Annotated in this window: 16 protein-coding genes; 9 read left to right on the plus strand and 7 right to left on the minus strand. The window is 29.5% G+C overall.

The genetic code is table 11. From position 1 onward, the window contains the following. Positions 1-129: 129 nt before the first annotated feature. Together gatA and guaB are read left to right on the plus strand one after the other, a co-directional pair. Positions 130-1,488 (plus strand): Asp-tRNA(Asn)/Glu-tRNA(Gln) amidotransferase subunit GatA, encoded by a 1,359-nt coding sequence (gatA, locus tag ASKIR_RS03580; RefSeq protein WP_115588484.1) that lies wholly within the window; start codon positions 130-132, stop codon positions 1,486-1,488. A gap of 17 nt (positions 1,489-1,505) precedes the next feature. Continuing rightward, positions 1,506-2,951 (plus strand): IMP dehydrogenase, encoded by a 1,446-nt coding sequence (guaB, locus tag ASKIR_RS03585; RefSeq protein WP_066161546.1) that lies wholly within the window; start codon positions 1,506-1,508, stop codon positions 2,949-2,951. A gap of 31 nt (positions 2,952-2,982) precedes the next feature. Here the strand turns inward: guaB and ASKIR_RS03590 are convergent, their stop codons facing one another. From ASKIR_RS03590 to ASKIR_RS03600, 3 genes are read right to left on the minus strand one after another with little or no spacing between them, the layout of a single operon-like run. Continuing rightward, positions 2,983-4,341 carry a DNA recombination protein RmuC gene (locus ASKIR_RS03590; RefSeq protein ID WP_066161544.1) on the minus strand — a complete coding sequence of 453 codons (1,359 nt, stop codon included), beginning with the start codon at positions 4,339-4,341 and terminating at the stop codon, positions 2,983-2,985. Beyond that, positions 4,338-4,829 (minus strand): type II toxin-antitoxin system antitoxin SocA domain-containing protein, encoded by a 492-nt coding sequence (locus ASKIR_RS03595; RefSeq protein WP_115588485.1) that lies wholly within the window; start codon positions 4,827-4,829, stop codon positions 4,338-4,340. The genes ASKIR_RS03590 and ASKIR_RS03595 overlap by 4 nt, the downstream gene beginning before the upstream one ends. Before the next feature lie 8 nt (positions 4,830-4,837). Continuing rightward, a complete protein-coding gene (locus tag ASKIR_RS03600) occupies positions 4,838-5,296 on the minus strand; it encodes a J domain-containing protein (RefSeq protein WP_066161539.1) in 459 nt (152 codons plus the stop codon). 94 nt (positions 5,297-5,390) lie between these two features. Between ASKIR_RS03600 and ASKIR_RS03605 the strand changes: the two genes are divergently transcribed. The 5 genes from ASKIR_RS03605 (at position 5,391) to ASKIR_RS03625 (ending at position 11,167) form a co-directional block, all read left to right on the plus strand. Continuing rightward, the gene (locus tag ASKIR_RS03605; protein ID WP_115588486.1) at positions 5,391-5,657 is read left to right on the plus strand and encodes a DnaJ domain-containing protein; all 267 of its coding nucleotides are present in this window, start codon (positions 5,391-5,393) and stop codon (positions 5,655-5,657) included. Positions 5,658-5,665: 8 nt separating this feature from the next. Next, positions 5,666-6,751 (plus strand): glycoside hydrolase family 3 N-terminal domain-containing protein, encoded by a 1,086-nt coding sequence (locus tag ASKIR_RS03610; protein WP_115588487.1) that lies wholly within the window; start codon positions 5,666-5,668, stop codon positions 6,749-6,751. Positions 6,752-6,895: 144 nt separating this feature from the next. Continuing rightward, positions 6,896-8,194 carry a DEAD/DEAH box helicase gene (locus ASKIR_RS03615; RefSeq protein ID WP_115588488.1) on the plus strand — a complete coding sequence of 433 codons (1,299 nt, stop codon included), beginning with the start codon at positions 6,896-6,898 and terminating at the stop codon, positions 8,192-8,194. 123 nt (positions 8,195-8,317) lie between these two features. After that, the gene (locus ASKIR_RS03620) at positions 8,318-10,402 is read left to right on the plus strand and encodes a heavy metal translocating P-type ATPase (RefSeq protein ID WP_115588489.1); all 2,085 of its coding nucleotides are present in this window, start codon (positions 8,318-8,320) and stop codon (positions 10,400-10,402) included. Between the two features lie 9 nt (positions 10,403-10,411). Then, positions 10,412-11,167, plus strand: coding sequence for a penicillin-binding transpeptidase domain-containing protein (locus tag ASKIR_RS03625; protein WP_115588490.1), 756 nt, complete (start codon positions 10,412-10,414; stop codon positions 11,165-11,167). Between the two features lie 47 nt (positions 11,168-11,214). Here ASKIR_RS03625 and lpdA read toward each other — a convergent pair whose 3' ends face one another. The 3 genes from lpdA to aceE are packed head-to-tail and all read right to left on the minus strand — an operon-like array spanning position 11,215 to position 16,993. Further along, complete coding sequence (gene lpdA, locus ASKIR_RS03630; RefSeq protein ID WP_115588491.1) at positions 11,215-12,648, minus strand: dihydrolipoyl dehydrogenase; 1,434 nt, start codon at positions 12,646-12,648, stop codon at positions 11,215-11,217. 9 nt (positions 12,649-12,657) lie between these two features. Continuing rightward, on the minus strand, positions 12,658-14,310 hold the full coding sequence (locus ASKIR_RS03635) for a dihydrolipoyllysine-residue acetyltransferase (RefSeq protein ID WP_066350931.1): 1,653 nt from the start codon (positions 14,308-14,310) through the stop codon (positions 12,658-12,660). Between the two features lie 10 nt (positions 14,311-14,320). Continuing rightward, on the minus strand, positions 14,321-16,993 hold the full coding sequence (aceE, locus tag ASKIR_RS03640) for a pyruvate dehydrogenase (acetyl-transferring), homodimeric type (protein ID WP_115588492.1): 2,673 nt from the start codon (positions 16,991-16,993) through the stop codon (positions 14,321-14,323). Positions 16,994-17,099: 106 nt separating this feature from the next. On the opposite strand from aceE, the gene ASKIR_RS03645 reads away from it, so the two are divergent. Both ASKIR_RS03645 and lipA read left to right on the plus strand, forming a co-directional pair. Further along, positions 17,100-17,816 carry a lipoate--protein ligase family protein gene (locus ASKIR_RS03645; RefSeq protein WP_115588493.1) on the plus strand — a complete coding sequence of 239 codons (717 nt, stop codon included), beginning with the start codon at positions 17,100-17,102 and terminating at the stop codon, positions 17,814-17,816. Between the two features lie 2 nt (positions 17,817-17,818). After that, positions 17,819-18,700, plus strand: coding sequence for a lipoyl synthase (lipA, locus tag ASKIR_RS03650; protein WP_066161525.1), 882 nt, complete (start codon positions 17,819-17,821; stop codon positions 18,698-18,700). 30 nt (positions 18,701-18,730) lie between these two features. On the opposite strand, the gene ASKIR_RS03655 is transcribed toward lipA, so the two are convergent. Then, positions 18,731-19,702, minus strand: a complete 972-nt coding sequence (locus tag ASKIR_RS03655) for an aldolase catalytic domain-containing protein (protein WP_115588494.1) — start codon at positions 19,700-19,702, stop codon at positions 18,731-18,733. Between the last annotated feature and the right edge of the window lie 41 nt (positions 19,703-19,743).

A 19,743-nucleotide genomic window follows, 5' to 3' on the forward strand; every position in this document is an offset into this window, starting at 1 on the left:
ATAAAAAGAGATTTTTCTCTTTTTATTTCTCAAAAATTACTACAAAACCTACCTACACTTTTTTTAAACTTTTTTTTGATATAATCAGCCTTTTATAAAAGAACCTACAAATATTAGGAGAATTGATATATGACTCTAAAAGAAGCACTAAGTTTAAATAGTGAAGAGATTAAAAAACTTAAAGATGATTTAAAACATAAGATAAAAAATAGCAAAATTGGTGCTTATATTGAGCAATTAGAGAATATTGAACTAAACGAGAGTGGTTGTGGAGTTCCAATTGCAATTAAAAATAATATAAATGTTAAAAATTGGGAATTAACTTGTTCTAGCAAAATTTTAAAAAATTATATAGCTCCTTTTAATGCAACAGTAATAGAAAATTTAGAAAAAGCAGGATTTAGTCCATTTGGTTTAACAAATATGGATGAGTTTGCTATGGGAAGTTCAACTGAATCTTCTTGTCATGGTAAAACATTAAATCCAATAGATAATAGTAGAATTCCAGGTGGAAGTAGTGGAGGAAGTGCTGCTGCTGTTGCTGATGGAAGTGCTATTGCAGCACTTGGAACTGATACAGGTGGAAGTATTAGACAACCAGCTGCTTATTGTGGTGTTGTTGGAATGAAACCAACTTATGGAAGAGTAAGTAGATATGGAATAGCTGCATACTCATCTTCGCTTGATCAATGTGGAGTTATCACTCAAAATGTTGAAGATGCTGCAATATTATATGATGCAATAGCTGGATATGATGAAAAAGACTCTACGAGTGCGAATATTGAATATGAAAAAATTACTCCAAATTTAAATTCAAACAAAAAATTTACAATTGCTGTTATTGATAACTATATTGAAAGTGCTAGTAGTGAGATTAAAGAAGCATTTAATAAAACTGTAAAACTTTTAGAAGAGCAAGGTCATAAAATAGTTCATACAAATATGCTTGACTCAGATAAAATAATTTCAACTTACTATATTATCTCTGCTGCAGAAGCTAGTGCAAACCTAGCAAGATTTGATGGTGTTAGATATGGATTTAGAGCAAATAGTTCAAGCTTAAAAGATATGTATGTTAATACAAAAACTGAAGGTTTTGGATATGAGGTTAAAAAAAGAGTTATGGTTGGATCTTTTGTTTTAAGCTCTGGATATTATGATGCATATTATACAAAAGCACAAAAAGTTAGAAGTGTTATTAAAAAAGAGTTTGATAATATTTTTGCAAGTGCTGATTTAATATTAAGTCCAGTTGCTCCAACAACTGCTCCAAAATTTGGTTCATATAAAAGAGCTTTAGATATGTATTTAGCAGATTTATATACTATTAGTGTGAATTTAGCAGGACTTCCAGCTATTAGTTTACCTGTAGGAAAAGATAGTGAAAATTTACCAATTGGACTTCAACTAATTGCAAATAGTTTTCAAGAACAAACTTTGTTTGATGGTGCTTTATCTATGGAAAAAGCTGTAAATTTTAAAAAATAATTGAATAGGATTTAAAGATGAAAATAAGAAAAAGAGCTTTAACGTTTGAAGATGTGTTGTTAGTACCTGCTAAATCTGAAGTATTACCAAAAGAGGTTTGTATCAAAACTAAACTTACAAGAAATATAGAGTTGAATATTCCATTTGTAAGTGCAGCTATGGATACAGTTACAGAGTATCAAGCAGCTATTGCAATGGCAAGACTTGGTGGAATTGGAATTATTCATAAAAATATGGATATTGAGTCACAAGTTTTACAGTGTCAAAAGGTTAAAAAATCAGAATCAGGAATGATAATTGATCCAATCACAATAAAACCAGAGCAAACTCTGCAAGATGCTGAAGATATTATGGCAAACTATAAAATCTCTGGAGTTCCTGTTGTTGATGATAATGGTATTTTAGTTGGAATTTTAACAAACAGAGATATGAGATTTACAAAAGATTATAGATTTAAAGTTTATGAAAAAATGACAAAAATGCCATTAGTTACAGCAGTAGAAGGAACAACACTTGAGCAAGCTGCTGAAGTTATGCATCAAAATAAAATAGAGAAACTTCCAATTGTAAATAAAGATAATAAATTAATTGGTCTTATTACAATTAAAGATATTAATAAAAAAATTGAGTATCCAAATGCTTGTAAAGATGAGTTTGGAAGACTTAGAGTTGGTGCTGCTATTGGTGTTAATCAACTTGATCGTGCTAGAGCTTTAGTTGCTGTTGGAGTTGATGTTTTAGTTTTAGACTCAGCACACGGTCACTCAAAAGGTATTTTAGATACAGTTAAAGCTATTAAAGCAGAACTTGATGTTGAGTTAATTGCTGGAAATGTAGCAACAGCTGAAGCTACAAGAGATTTAATTGCAGCTGGTGCTGATGGTGTTAAAGTTGGAATTGGACCTGGAAGTATTTGTACAACTAGAATTGTTGCAGGAGTTGGTGTTCCTCAAATGAGTGCTATTGATGAGTGTGCAATTGAAGCTAAAAAATCAGGAACTCCAATTATTGCAGATGGTGGAATTAGATATTCAGGAGATGTTGCAAAAGCTTTAGCAGTAGGTGCTAGTTGTGTTATGATGGGAAGTGCTTTAGCTGGAACTGATGAGTGTCCAGGTGAAGTTATTTTATACCAAGGAAGAAAGTTTAAATCTTATAGAGGTATGGGAAGCATAGGAGCTATGACAAAAGGAAGTACAGATAGATATTTCCAAGAGGGAACTGCTGCTGATAAACTTGTGCCTGAAGGAATTGAAGGAAAAGTTGCATATAGAGGAAGTATTGCTGATATTATTCACCAAATGGTTGGTGGACTTAGAAGTTCAATGGGATATTTAGGTTCAAAAGATATATCTATTTTCCAACAAACAGCCGAATTTGTAGAGATTACAAGTGCTGGATTAAAAGAGTCTCATGTTCATGATGTAACAATTACAAATGAAGCACCAAACTATCATGTATAATTTTTAAATGTAATAGAGAAATCTATTACATTTACTCTTCAAGCATCAAAACTTCAATCCTATTTTCATCAAAATCCTCAAACTCTATTTTTGAATCTTTTAAAGTTTTTGTAGTTTTTGCACCAAGTTTTTTTAAGTTTTCAACTCTAGTTAAAATATTACCACTACCTTCACTTAACTGTTTTGAAGCAGTTTCGTAACTATTATTTAAAGCTTTTATTTGGTTTCCTATTTTGTTGAAGCTATCTGTATAATTAACCATTTTATCATATAACTTTCCAGCCTCATCAAATAGTTTACTAGCCAAAGTTGAAGATTGTTCGCTTTGCCAATATAAATATATAGTTCGTAAAGATACTGTTAAAGTAGATGGATTTACTATTGCTATATGTTTTTTTAAAGCATATTCATACAAAGTTGGATCTTTTTGAACAGCAAGTGAAAATGCACCTTCTATTGGTACAAACATAAATACATATTGAAGCGTTCCAATTTTGTAGTGTGCATAATCTTTTGAATCAAGATTATCTATATGGTTTTTAAAAGAGCTTACAATATTATTTAAGCTAATTGCTCTTTGCTCATCACTTTGTGCTCTTATATACTCTTCATAATCATTTAATGAAACTTTTGAGTCAATTATCATAGATCTATTTTGTGGAAGTTTTATAATAACATCAGGTCTTTTTGTATCACCATGCTCATCTTTATAACTTTGTTGAGTAAAATAGTGAATATTTTTTAAAAGTCCTGAATACTCTAAAACACTCTCTAAAATCATCTCACCCCAGCTTCCTTGAGTCTGTTTTTTACCCTTTAATGCTTTTGTTAAGTTTTCTGCCTCTTGAGAAATATTAAGTCCAGCTTTTGTAAGCATCTCAATCTCTTTTGATAGCTCGGCAAATTTCTTTGTACTATTTTCTTGAGACTCTTCAACTCTTTTTTGAAAAGAGTCAATATTCTCTTTAAATGGTTTTAAAATATTATCAAGACCTTTTAGTGAAGTTTCATCAAATTTTTTTAGCTTATTATCCAAATTATTTTGCATAATCTCATTTAGTTTAAGCTCTAATTTTTTGCCTTGCTCTTCTAAATCATCTTTTAATTTTTGATTATTCTCTTTTTGAAAATCTATATTTGCATTTAAAGATGAGTTTTCAATTTTAAGCTTAATATTTTGCTCTTCTAAATTTGCAATATTTTTTAATAACTCTTGCTCATTTTTTAAAAAATCATCAACTTTTTTTGATAAAAACTCAAGGTTTTGGCTCAGTTTTGCAAGTTCTATATCTTTTTGAGATATTTTTGATTTTAGAGTAAATAAAAATATAAGAGATATTAAAAAAAGAGAAAAAAATAGTATTGCCAAAATATCAATGTTTTCTATCATAAAATTAAATCTCCAAGTTCCACACTTCTTACTTTATCAATAGAAAAAGATTCATTTGCAAGATTTCTTACAGTTGTATCTTTATATAAGCTTACAACTTTATGAATAGTTTTAAACTCATCTTTTGAAAATAACTCTTCACTGAAATCCTCTTCAAATTTTGAGAAGTTAAGCTCTTTGTAACCATTTTTTTCAACAATATCAATCTCTAAAAAATCTAAAAGTTCTTGAATAAAATAGACTCTTTCATCATCTTCATCAAGATCAACTTCATCTATAATTAACTCAAAAATCTCACTAAGATTTTTTGCTTTAACACCCCTTTTATCTTTTATAAACTCTTCATTTACAATTTTTTGATTAAAAAAATCAAGATGATTTTTTTCCATAAAAAATAGCATCAACTCTACTTTTTTGTTGTTTAAACCTTTTACTTGCTTATGTAACATATATAAAATTATATTTGCCACTTTTGTCATATCTACCATATTAATCCTTAGTTCCCATAGTTTTGCATTAAAATATCTCTATACTCATTTAACTTTTTCATCTTCTCATCATCTTGCCCATTTAAATCAGGGTGATAAATTTTTGCTAACTCTTTGTATCTTTTTTTTATATCCTCTTTAGAAGGAGTAGATGAAAAACCAAAAAACTCTTTTGCCTCTTGTAATTTTGAACTTTGAGTATAAAAGTTTCCTTGAAAATTTTGATTGTTGAAGTTTTTAAAGTTTCTAAAGTCAAAATTTTCATAATCTTTATTTGTAAAACTCTCAAATTTAAACTCAAATTGCTGTGCTCTTTTTCTAAGCTCTCTTTTTAAAAAATAGATGATTAAAACAAAAGATAGAACAATTCCACCAATAACTGCTAAAAATACTCCAAAATTTGTGAAAATAAGATATAAAATCCCAAAAATTATTGCATATTTAATTAGTGTTGCTAAAAAATTCATATAAAATATTACCTTTTTTAAAAAATTTTGACATTATACAATAAGTAGATTAATCATAATATTTGTGTACAATATAGACTTTTAAAGGATTTTTATGAGTTATGAAGATTTTATAAAAGCAGTTGAGATATTTGGAATAATCTCAACAATGAGTAAAAAAGATATAAAAAAAAGATATTTAAAGCTTTCAAAAAAATATCATCCAGATGTTGAGGGTGGAAGCAATGAGAAGTTTATGGAGCTAAAAAAAGCTTATGATACTTTGCAAGAGTATATGGAAAACTATAGTTACTCTTTTGAAATTGATGATTTTAAAAGGCAGTTTCCATCGTTTACAAACTATAAAAACTGGGTTAAGTAGGAGATTTTATGAAAAAAATATTATTGGTTTTAGCACTTGTAATTTCAAGTTTTGCACAAGATAAATATAGTGAAATGCAAATAAAACAGATGATTGCAAAAATGGTTATTCTTGGATTTACAGATACAAAAATAACTAAAAATAGTCAAATTTATAAAGATGTAGAGTTTGGTTTGGGTGGAGTTATATTGTTTGATAAAGATCCAAACGATAAGACAAAAGCAAAAAATATAGAAAATTTAGAGCAGTTAAGAGTTTTAAATCAGACTTTGCAAAAAATTAGTGATAGAAAATTACTTATCTCAATTGATCAAGAGGGTGGAAGAGTTCAAAGATTAAAAGCTGATATTGGATTTATTGAAACTTTAAATGCAAGTGAAATTTCAAAAAAAGGTGAAAGTTTCGCAAAAGATAGTTATAAAGCTATGGCAAAAGGTTTAAGTGATGTTGGTATTAATTTAAACTTTGCGCCTGTTGTTGATTTGGCTATAAATAAAAACAATAGTGTTATATATAAACTTGGAAGAAGTTACTCAAAAGATGCAAATGAAGTTACAAAATATGCATCTATTTTTGTTGATGAGTTAAAAAAAGAGGGTGTTCTTGCAACTTTAAAACATTTTCCAGGGCATGGTTCATCTTTGGCTGATTCGCATTTAGGATTTGTTGATATATCAAATACTTGGAGTGAAGTTGAGCTAGAACCTTATAAATATTTTATAGAAAACAACAAGGTTGATTTAATAATGACAGCTCATGTTTATAATGAAAATTTAGATAAAAACTATCCAGCAACACTTTCACATAATATAAACACAAAACTTTTAAGAGATAAGCTAAATTATCAAGGGGTTTTAATAACTGATGATTTACAAATGAGTGCTATTAGTAAACATTATGATTTAAAACAGACTTTAACACTAGCTATTAATAGTGGAGTAAATCTGCTTCTTTTTGCAAATCAATTAGCAAAACCAATAAGTTTAAAAGAGATTGTAGATACAACTTATGGTGAAGTTTTAAATAAAAATATAAAATTAGAAAATATTATTGAGTCAAATAAAAAAATTGATGATTTATTGAAGAAATTGTGATATAATCTCACAATTTCGGCATACTTCGGTCTATGCCTGACTTCGTTTATGTAGATTTTCTACAACTCATTTAAATTCAAATTATTCAACCTAGATCGTAACTTAAGCTAATCACTTTTGTAGGTTCATAAAACAAAGGTAATTATGTCATTTTTAAATTTAGGATTATGTCCACAAATTCTTCGTGCAGTAGAAGAAGAGGGCTATACAATAGCAACTCCTATTCAAGCAAAGGCTATTCCAGTTATATTGTCAAAAAAAGATGTTTTAGCAGCTGCTCAAACAGGAACTGGAAAAACAGCTGGTTTTACACTTCCACTTTTGGAATTATTAAATAAAAACTATTCAAAAGATAGAAAAAGTTCTGTAAAAGCACTTATTTTAACTCCAACAAGAGAGTTAGCAACACAAGTAGCTCAAAGTGTTGAAGTTTATGGAAAATATCTTCCATTTAAATCAGCTGTTATTTTTGGAGGAGTTGGAATAAATCCTCAAAAAGCAATCTTAAAAATGGGTGTTGATATTGTAACAGCAACTCCTGGAAGATTACTTGATTTGGTTTTTCAAGACTGTTTAGATTTATCAAAAGTAGAGTTTTTGGTTTTAGATGAAGCTGATAGAATGCTTGATATGGGGTTTATTCATGATATTAAAAAGATATTATCAATTTTGCCAAAACATAGACAAAATCTACTTTTTTCAGCTACTTTTTCACCAGAGATTAAAAAATTAGCAGATAGTTTGCTAAAAACTCCTGTTTTAATAGAGGTTTCAAAAGCAAACAGCACTTCACACAAAGTTGAACAAACTGTTCATCATGTTGATAAAGAGAGAAAAAAAGAGCTTTTAATTCATCTTTTAAATAAAAATAGCTGGAAACAAGTTTTAGTTTTTACAAGAACAAAACATGGTGCAAATAAACTAAGTGAAGCTTTAATAAAAGATAAAATAACTTCAGCCGCAATTCATGGAAATAAATCTCAAGGTGCAAGAACAAAAGCTTTGGATGATTTTAAAGCTGGAACTGTAAGAGTTTTAGTTGCAACTGATATTGCTGCAAGGGGAATTGATATAGACCAACTTCCTCATGTAATAAATTTTGAGTTACCAAATGTTCCTGAAGATTATGTTCATAGAATTGGAAGAACAGGAAGGGCTGGAAATAGTGGAGATGCTATATCTTTAGTTTGTATTGATGAGCATGATTATTTGTTAGCAATTGAGAAATTAATTAAACAAAAGATAAATAAAATAGCAATAGAAGGATTTAAAGTAAATCCAAATATAAAAGCAGAACCTATTTCAAATGGTAGAAATAGAGCAAAAAGTGGTGCAAATAGAGCAACACAAAGTAGAGCTTCTAAAACAGAAGATAAAACTTCTAGTTCAAAAAGAACTTTTGGTAGAAGTAGAAGAGTAAGCTCTAGTTTAAAAAGTAAATAGACTCAAATTTTAAGCAAGATATTGCAAAATATCTTGCTCTTTTAACAAAATTAATATTCAATTCATAGCCATATAGATATACTTTTTTTTTAAAAATATAGTAAAAATAGAAAGAATTTATAGATGAAAAAACTAAAACTACAAAATCTTGATTGCGCAAACTGTGCATTGAAAATAGAGAAAACTTTAAATAATATGCCAGAGTTATCAAATGTAAGGCTTAATTTCTCTACTTCAACTTTAACATTTGAGCAAAATATAGACAAAGATTTAAGTGATTTAATAGAAAAAGAGATTCAAAAGATAGAAAAAGAGGTAATCATTGTAAAAGAAGAGAGTAAAAATCAAAAAAGATTTTGGCAAAATTTAGACAAAAAGCTTTTGTTTATTACTTTTTTATCACTCTTTTTAACTTATATCTCATATAACTATATAGAAAATAGACAAATCCAAATAACAGTTTTTTTAATAGCATATATAATTGTTGCTTGGGATGTTTTATATAAGGCATTTAAAAATATTATTGTTGGAAAAGTTTTTGATGAGTATTTTTTAATGTCAATTGCAACAATTGGAGCAATTGCTCTTTTGGATTTTATTGAAGCTATTGCTGTTATGGTTTTTTATCAAGTTGGTGAGATGTTTCAAAGAGTTGCTGTAAATAATTCAAGAGATAGTATAAATGCACTTATAGATATAAAACCAGAATTTGCATTTGTAAAAGAGGGTGAAACTATAGTTCAAAAAACTCCTCAAGAGTTAAAGCTAGATGATGTTATTTTAGTAAAAGTTGGAGAAAAAGTTCCAGTTGATGCTATTTTGCTTGAAAACTCTTGCTCTTTTGATACAAGTGCAATAACGGGTGAGTTTAAACCAAAAACTTTAAAACAAAATGAAGAGGTTTTAAGTGGATATATAAATGTTTCAAATGCTGTTTATCTAAAAGTAAAATCACTTTACAAAGACTCAACAATCGCAAAGGTAATTGAGCTAATTGAAAATGCAAGTTTAAAAAAAGCAAATGCTGAAAAATTTATTACAAAATTTGCTTCTGTTTATACTCCAATAGTTGTTGTTTTGGCTCTTTTTTTAGCATTTTTACCACCACTTTTTATACAAGATGCTTTATATTCTGATTGGATTGAGAGAGCCTTGGTATTTTTAGTAATCTCTTGTCCTTGTGCTTTGGTTATATCTGTTCCTCTATCATATTTTAGTGCTATTGGAGCTGTTTCAAAAAAAGGTGTACTAGTAAAGGGTGCAAACTATATAGAAAAACTAACTGAAATCAAAAATTTTGTTTTTGATAAAACGGGAACTTTGACAAAAGGGGTTTTTGAAGTTACAAAAGTAGAAGCTTTTGATATGAGTAAAGATGAGCTTCTAAGAGTTGTTGCGACAGTTGAGAGCTTTTCAACTCATCCAATAGCAAAAGCAGTTGTAAAAGAGTGCAAAGAGGAGTTAAACCTAAAAGAGCTTAGTTTTAGCGAAGAGTTTAGTGGTTTGGGTATAAAAGCTATTGTAAATGAAAAAGAGATTTTAGTAGGAAACAGAAAACTTCTTGAAAAATTTGATATAAAAATTTCACAAAATCTAAATGAGAGTTTAAATATTGTTTATGTATCAATAAACTCAAAATTTGTTGGATATATTGTTGTAAGTGATGTTATAAAAAGTGAAGCAAAAGAGTTTTTAAAAGAGTTAAAAAAACTAAATATATTAAAAACTTATATGCTAACAGGAGATAAAAAAGAGCAAGCCTTAGAAGTTGCAAAAAATATAGGAATTGATGAGGTAAGATATGAGCTACTACCACAAGATAAACTAAAAATTTATGAAAATATAAAAAAAGATACAAACCAAACAACTGCATTTGTAGGAGATGGAATAAACGATGCACCAACTTTAGCAAATGCTGATATTGGTTTTGCTATGGGTGGGATTGGAAGTGATTTGGCTATAAAATCTGCTGATGTTATAGTTTTAAATGATAATTTAAATTCAATAAGCGATGCAATAAAAATAGCTAAAAAAACAAAAGTTATTGTATATCAAAATATCATTTTCATAATGGCTGTAAAAATTGGCTTTTTATTTTTAGGAGCAGGGGCAGTTATAGGAATGCAAGAAGCAATTTTTGCAGATGTTGGAGTAGCTTTAATAGCTATATTTAACTCTATGAGAATTTTAAAAGAGATTAAAAAATAAAGGTGAAATGTGAAGTTTAAATTTAAAATATTTTTTCTAATACTACTTTCTATAAATCTATTTGCTTGGGATAAGGAAGTTGAAGAGGTTTTCAAAAAATATAAAGTTGAAGGAACTATTGTAATAGAATCTTTAAATAAAAAAAAGATAAATATCTATAATGATAAAAGAGCTAGTGAACTCTTTTCTTCAGCTTCAACTTTTAAAATACCACATAGTTTGATAGCTTTAAATGAAGGTATTGTAAAAAAAGATTCAAAAATTATTTGGAATAAAAAAGTTACAAAATATAAATCTTGTAATAAAAATCAAACTATAAAATCTGCTTTTAGAAACTCGTGTCTTTGGGTTTATGAAAAATTTGCTTCAAATATAGATACTAAAAGATATAAAGAGTATTTGAAAAAAATGGATTATGGAGATAAAAATATAAAAAACAACTCTATTTTTTGGCTTGATGGTACTTTAAAAATAACTACTTTTGGGCAAATTAAATTTTTAAAAAAATTACATTTAAATGAGTTATCTTTTAATCAAAATGATATAGATTTTATAAAAAATATTATGATAGAAGATAAGAATGAAAGCTACATATTAAGAGCTAAAACTGGTTGGCAAGGTGAATATGGTTGGTATATTGGTTATGTACAGACCAAAGATGATGTTTGGTTTTTTGCTATGAATATTGATACAAAATCAAAATCTGATTTGCCAAAAAGAAAAGCTATGACTTTGGAGATTTTAAAGTTAAAAGGGATTATTTAAAAAATTAATAAGTTTAAAATATTATAAAACTAAACCATAAAGAGAAATTATTTTCTCTTTATAGCTTTTGCGTTTGGTAAATCTGTGATAGTTCCTTCATAAATCTCAGCAACCATACCAATAGATTCATGTAGTGTTGGGTGAGCATGAATTGTAAGTGCAATATCCTCTGCGTCACAATCCATCTCAAGAGCAAGAGAGATTTCACCCAAAAGCTCTCCAGCATTCTCTCCAACAATCGCTCCACCAATAAGCTGGTTTGTATCTTTATTAAAAATTAGTTTTGTAAGCCCAGTATTTGAAACATCACTTGCTAGTGCTCTTCCACTTGCACTCCAAGGAAATGAGCTAACTTCATAGTTAATACCAGCTTTTTTAGCCTCAATTTCAGTCATACCAGCCCATGCAATTTCTGGGAAAGTATAAGCAATAGAAGGTATCTGTTTTGGTTCAAAATATACTTTATGACCAGCAATAACTTCAGCAGCTACATGCCCTTCATGTACAGCTTTGTGTGCAAGCATAGGTTGACCTATAATATCTCCAATAGCAAATATATGTGGCACTTTTGTTCGCAGTTGACTATCAACTTTGATTAATCCTTGCTCATTTACCTCTATAGAAGTATTTTCAAGACCAAGTTTATTTCCATTTGCACTTCTTCCAAGAGCAACTAAAACTGCATCATATAAAATACCCTCTTTAGGTGCATTTTCACCTTTAAACTCTACATAAATTCCATCTTGTTTTGGAATAATACTTTGAGTTTGAGTTTTACTCATGATATTAAATCTATCTTTGTTTGCTTTTGTATAAAGTTTTATTAAATCAGCATCAGTTCCAGTCATAAGTTGCTCTCCTCGAATTGCAACATCAACTTGACTTCCCAAAGTTGAATAAACTGTACCCATCTCAAGACCGATAATTCCACCACCAAGAATTAGAAGTTTTTTAGGTACTTCTTTTACCTCTAAAGCATCTGTTGAATCCCAAATTCTAGGGTCTTCATGAGGAATAAATGACATTTTAGAGCTTTGACTTCCAGCTGCAATAATACAGTAATCAAAACTTACTTTTGTTTTTTCATCACTGTTTGTAAGAGCAACTTCAACACTATGTTCATCTAAAAATGTTGCATAACCTTGAATATGGTTTACTTTTCTCATTTTAGCCATTGCATCTAAACCACCAGTTAGTTTTTTTACAACACCACTTTTATACTCTGCAACTTTTTTTATATCAATTTTTGGCTCTTCATAAAATATTCCAGCATTTTTTATATGTTTTGCCTCTTCAATAACCTTTGCAACATGAAGTAAAGCTTTAGAAGGAATACAACCTACATTTAAACAAACTCCACCTAAAGTTGAGTATCTCTCAACTATAGTTGTTTCAAATCCTAAATCCGCACATCTAAAAGCAGCAGAATAACCACCAGGTCCTGCTCCTATTACTAAAACTTGAGTTTTAACTTCAGTCATTTTAGCTCCTTATAGACTTAAAAGTCTTAAATCACTTAGGATTTGACTTAAAGTTGTTGTAAATCTAGCACCATCAGCACCATCTATTACTTTATGATCATAAGATAGACTTAATGGAAGCATAAGTCTAGGTTTAAATTTTTTACCATTAAAAATTGGTTTTATAGAAGATTTTGATACACCTAAAATTGCAACTTCTGGAGAGTTGATAATTGGTGTAAAGTATGTTCCACCAATTCCACCAAGACTTGAAATTGTAAAGCATCCACCACTCATATCATTTGAAGTTAGTTTTCCTTCTCTTGCTTTTTGAGATAGTTGTGCTAACTCAATTGCAATCTCTTTGAAACCTTTTTTATCTACATCTTTAATAACAGGAACTAAAAGTCCATTTGGTGTATCAACAGCAACTCCAATATTATAATACTCTTTCATAATTAGCTCTTGTCCATCACTACTTAAGCTTGAGTTAAATTTTGGATGAAGTTTTAGAGCTTTTTCAACTGCTTTTATTATAAATACAAGAGGTGAAAGTTTGAAATCTTTTGCTTTCTCATTTTGCTCTTTTCTAAACTCTTCAAGTTCTGTAATATCAGCTTCATCAAATTGTGTAACATGAGGAGCTGAAAGATAGTTTTTGTGTAAAAATGGACCTGATACTTTTTGAACACGACTAAGCTCAACTCTTTGTACTTTTCCAAATTGTGAAAAATCAATCTCTTTTGATTCAGGAAGGTTAAATCCAAATCCAACACCTGTTGTACTTGCTGGTTTATTTAATTGCTCTTTTACATAAGCTTTAATATCTTCAACTACAATTCTTCCTTTTGCAGCACTCCCTTTTACAAAACCTAAATCAACTCCAAACTCTCTTGCAATTTTTCTAACACTTGGACTTGCATATACCTTTGTAGCTTTTTTAGATAATACTTTACTCTCTTCTTCAATATCTGCACTTCTTGCAGCTACTTCTTGCAGCGTTGGAGTAGTAGGTGTAACTTTTTCTATTTTTGTAGGAGTAGTTGGTGCTTGAAATGCTGGAGTTGGAACTTTGTTTTCTACAACAACAGTTTTTATTATTTTTGCGATTAAATCACCACTATTTATTTTTTGTCCAACTTCAACAAATAGTTCAATAATCTCACCACCAAATGGTGCTGGAACATCCATAGAAGCTTTTTCTGTTTCAAGTGTTATTAAACCATGATCAGCTTCAACTATATCTCCAACTTTTACCATGATATCAATTAAATCAACATCTTTATCAGCACCTAAATCAGGAACTCTAACCTCTTCAACAACAGATTGAATAGATTGCTCTTTTACAAATTGTGTTGGAGTTTGAGTTACAACTTCCTCTTTAATCTCCTCTTTTTTAGAAATATTTGCTTCAGATTTAACTTCTTCATTAGAGTTCTCTTCTAAAGCTTCAACTCTAGCAATTAAATCTCCACTATTAGCTTTATCTCCAACTTTTACTAAAATCTCTTTGATAATTCCAGCATGAGTTGTAGGTACATCCATAGAAGCTTTTTCTGTCTCTAAAGTTATAAGTCCATCTTCAACTTCAACTTTATCTCCAACTTTAACCATGATATCAATTAAATCAACATCTTTATCAGCACCTAAATCAGGAATAAAAATATCATAAATTTTTGCCATTTTTTACTCCTTAAGCTTTTAGTGGATTGATTTTATTTGCATCAATCTCATATCTGTTTTTAGCTTCAAGAGCAACTTTTTTATCAATTTTTCCATTTCTTGCAAGTTGTGCAAGTGTTGTATAAACAATAAAATTAGTATCAACTTCAAAGAATTTTCTTAAATTTGCTCTACTATCACTTCTACCAAATCCATCTGTTCCTAGAGCTTTAAAGCTTCCTTTTACAAAAGGAGCTATTTGCTCTGAATAAGTTTTTACATAATCTGTTGCAGAGATAATAATATTATCCTCATCATCACCTAAAACAGTGTTTGCATAAGATGATTTTGGCTCTTTTTCAATATTTAAAAGATTTTCTCTCTCAACATCTTGTGCTTCTCTTGCTAATTCGTTGTAAGAAGTTACAGAGAATAGTTCACTTGAAATTCCATACTCTTTTTCTAAAATTTCTGCTGCTTTTAGAACCTCTTGGAATATTGAACCAGAACCTAAAAGTTTAACTTTATAGTTATTTTTAGCTTCAAAAGTTTTAACTTTATAAATTCCTTTTATAATTCCCTCTTCAACACCTTTTGGCATTGCAGGTTGTGTATAGTTTTCATTTAAAGTTGTTATATAGTAGAAGACATCCTCTTGTTTCTCTCCATACATTCTTTGCATTCCATTATGAACAATAACAGCAACTTCATACGCATAAGTTGGATCATAAGTTATACAATTTGGAACAGTATTTGCTAAAATATGAGAGTGTCCATCTTCGTGTTGTAGTCCCTCTCCATTTAGTGTAGTTCTTCCACTTGTTCCTCCAACTAAGAATCCTCTTGCTTTTTGATCTCCAGCAGCGTAACATAAATCTCCAGTTCGCTGAAATCCAAACATTGAGTAGAAGATATAAAATGGAATCATTGGACAATCATTAACTGAATATGATGTTGCAGCTGCTATCCATGAACTCATAGCTCCAAGTTCATTAATCCCCTCTTGTAGAACTTGACCTTTAATATCCTCTTTGTAAAATGCAACTTGATCTTTATCTTGTGGAATATATTTTTGACCAACACTTGAGTAAATCCCAACTTGTCTAAACATACCTTCCATTCCAAAAGTTCTAGCTTCATCTGGAACTATTGGAACAATATTTTTTCCAATATTTTTATCTTTTAATAAAACATTTAAAACTCTTACAAATGCCATTGTTGTAGATATTTCTCTATCTGCAGTACCTTCAAGCATTGCATCAAATGCATTTAGAGCTGGAAGTTCAAGTTTATTTGAGAATTTCTCTCTTCTTTGAGGAACATATCCACCAAGAGCAGCTCTTCTTTCTTGTAAATATTTAAACTCAGCAGAATCAGGTTCAGGTCTGTAGTATGAAAATGATTCAACTTGCTCATCTGTAAGAGGTAAATTAAATCTATCTCTAAATTGAATTAAGTTCGCAGTATCTACTTTTTTAACTTGGTGAGCAATATTCATACCCTCAGCAGCAGCTCCCATTCCATAACCTTTTACAGTTTTTGCTAAAATTACAGTTGGTCTTCCAACAGTTTCAGTTGCTCTTTTAAATGCTGCATAAACTTTTACAGGGTCATGTCCACCACGATTTAGTTTCCAAATATCATAATCACTCATATTTTCAACTAATTTTGCAGTCTCTGGATATTTGTTAAAGAAGTTTTCTCTTGTGTATGCTCCACCTTTTTGTTTAAAGTTTTGATACTCTCCATCAACTGTTTTTTCCATTAGTTCAAGAAGCTTTCCAGATTTATCTTTTTCTAATAAAGAGTCCCATAATCCTCCCCAAATAACTTTAAGAACTTCCCATCCAGCACCTCTAAATTGTCCTTCAAGTTCTTGAATGATTTTTCCATTTCCTCTAACTGGACCATCTAGTCTTTGTAAGTTACAGTTAATTACAAATATTAAATTATCTAATCCTTCTCTTCCAGCAAGTCCAATAGCTCCCAATGATTCAGGCTCATCAGTTTCCCCATCACCTAAAAAGCAGTAAACTTTTTGTCCACTACAATCTTTTATTCCTCTATTTGTAAGATATTTTAAAAATCTTGCTTGATAAATAGCTTGTAAAGGTCCAAGTCCCATAGAAACTGTTGGAAATTGCCAATAAGAAGGCATTAATTTTGGGTGTGGATAAGATGATAATCCATCAGCAAAAGCCTCTTGTCTAAAGTTATCCATTTGCTCTTCACTAATTCTTCCTTCAACAAAACTTCTAGCATAAATACCAGGACTTATGTGACCTTGGAAAAATATTAAATCTCCACCATCTTTATCATTTGGTGCTTTAAAAAAGTGATTAAAAGCAACATCATAAATAGTTGCAGAAGATTGAAATGATGCAATGTGACCACCAAGTTCTAAACCTTTTTTAGAAGCTCTTTGAACCATAATTTGAGCATTCCATCTAATAATAGATCTTATTTTTCTCTCAATATCCATATCTGCTGGCATTTTTGGCTCTTCATCTGTACCAATAGTATTTATATACGCAGTTGTAGCACTATATGGAAGATGCGCACCACTTCTTCTTGATTTATCAATTAACTTCTCAAGTAAAAAATGAGCTCTCTCAACTCCTTCTTCTTCTATTATTGCCTCTAAAGCCTCCATCCATTCTTGTGTCTCTAATGGATTAATATCTTCTAAATTTAACTTTGGCATGAAACCCCTTTTATAAAAGTTATCTTAATTTTTTAAATTAATTTTGAATTTTAATATAAATTAAATTATAATTCACTTATATCATATTTATTTAGGATAAAAACGAATGAAATTTAACAACAAATTTAGATTGATTATAACACAAAATCTTAATTCAAACAGCAATTCAAATATTGATAAAGCACTATTTAAATCATTTAAAAATGATTCAATACCAGTATTAAGGCTCTATACTTGGGAAGATTGTGTTACTTTAGGAGCTGGACAAAAATTAGATGATTACGAAAAGTTACAAAATAGCTACAAAAATAATATTTCTAAAAGATTAACAGGTGGTGGAGTTTTATTTCATGGTCATGATATTTCATATACAATATTAGTAAATCCAAATATGATAGAGAATAAAGATGTAAAAGAGACATACTTCTTAATATGTCAATTTTTATTAAAGTTTTATGAAGATTTGGGTTTAAAAGCAGATTTTGCAAAAGATAATAAAGATATAGTTTTAAGTAAAAGTCCTTTTTGTCAAGTTGGATTTGAAGCTTATGATATTATAATAAACAATAGAAAAATTGGTGGAAATGCTCAAAAAAGAGCTAAAAACTGCATACTTCAGCACGGTTCTATTCCTCTTTATACAAAACAAAAAGATGAGCTTTTTGGGAATTCATTAGAGGATTTTGGTATAAGTTTGAGTTTTGAAGAGGCAAAAGATAGATTAATAAAAGCATTTAAAACTACATTTAATGTAGAGTTTTTTGAAGATAAGTTAAATAAAGAAGAGTTAGAAATTTTAGATAGTTTAAATAAGGATAATTAAAAATGACACAACAAATAGATTTTAAAGAGAGAGCAAATTTTAAAAAACCTGAGTGGTTAAGAAAAAAACTAACTCCTCATGCACAAATTGAGATGGAGAATTTACTTAAAGATGTAGGTGGACTTCATACAATTTGTCAAGAGGCAAAATGTCCAAATATTAGTGAATGTTTTGCAAATAAAAATGCTACATTTTTAATTTTGGGAAATATTTGTACAAGAAGATGTACATATTGTAATGTAACAACTGGAAAACCTCATGGTGTTGATCTAAGCGAAATTCAAAAAGTTACAACTTCAGTATTAAGACTAGGACTTAAATTTGTAGTTATTACAAGTCCAGCAAGAGATGATTTAGCTGATGGTGGAGCAGAGCAATTTTATAGAGTAACTAAAGATATTTTAGAAAAATCTCCTCAAACAAAAGTTGAGATTTTAATTCCTGATTTTAAAGCAAATGAAGAGAGCTTAAAAAGAGTAATAGATTCAGGAGCTACAATTATTGGACACAATGTAGAAACTGTTCCTAGCCTTTATAGAATTAGAAGAAATGGAACTTATGAGAGAAGTTTAGAGGTTTTAAGAAAGTTAAAAGAGCTTGGTGGAGATAAAATTAAAACAAAAAGTGCTTTAATGGTTGGACTTGGTGAAACAGAAGATGAGATGATTGCTGTATTTAAAGATTTGTTGAGTGTTGGTTGTAAGTTTTTAAGTATTGGTCAATATTTAGCACCTAGTGGAGATTTTGAAAAAGTTATAGAGTATGTTAAACCTGAACAGTTTAAACGATATGAACAACTAGCCTATGATTTGGGATTTGAGTTTGTAAAAGCAAGTCCATACGCAAGAAGTTCATATATGGCTCACCAATATCTACAAGAGTAGTTAAAATTTAAACTCTATTTATGGAGTAAATTACTCCATAAAAGATATATTTTTGAAAAACTCTCTATATTTTGTATCGCCTTCATCTCTAGCTTTCATAGCTGCTCTTGGGTGTTCATTTAGCTGACCAGTTATCATATAAGGAATACTATATCCCCAGTCAAGTTTTTTCTCTAAATCAACTATATAGTTTTCAATAAACTCTAAAACAGGCATCTGTTTATATTTTGGATTTTTCAAAAATCCTAATAGAAGTTCAAGTGGACAGTTTCCAGCACCACGTCCTAGACCTGAAACTGTAACATCAAGAAAACTTGCTCCATAAATCATAGCTTCTAAAGTATTTGCATATGCAAGCTGAAGATTGTTATGTGCATGAATTCCAACTTTTTTACCTGATTTTTCTGCAAAACTTAGATATTTTTCTGTTAAATCTCTTATTTGTTCTGGATAAAATGATCCAAAACTATCAGCTATATAAATTACATCAACATTTGTTTTACTTAAAGCTTCTAAAACTTCGTCTAGCTCTTTTTCTGATACTTTTGAAATAGCCATAATATTTACAGTTGTTTCATATCCTTTTGCGTGAGCATCTTCTATTAATTCAATTGCTGCTGGAATTTGGTGAATATATGTTGCAATTCTAATCATATCAACAACACTCTCATTTTTTGGTCTAAGCTCTTCTTTTAAACTTCTTCCAATATCACTCATTACAGCAATTTTTAGATTCGTTTTGTTCTCCCCAACAACTCTTCTAATATCTTCTTCTTTACAGAAATTCCAAGCTCCATACTCTTTTTCACTCATTAAAGTTGGAGATACATTTTTACCAATCTCCATATAATCAACACCAGCTTTTACACACATCTCATAGTGAGCTTTTACAAATTCATCACTAAAGTAAAAATTATTTACAAGTCCACCATCTCTAATAGTGCAATCAAAAACTTTTAAATCTTCTCTAACTGAAAGGATAGTTCCCTTTTTTTCCAACATATTATTCCTTCAAAATTTTAGTCAATTATCTTAGCAAAAGA

Source organism: Aliarcobacter skirrowii CCUG 10374, from assembly GCF_003544835.1.
In the GTDB taxonomy this organism is placed as follows: Bacteria; Campylobacterota; Campylobacteria; order Campylobacterales; family Arcobacteraceae; genus Aliarcobacter; species Aliarcobacter skirrowii.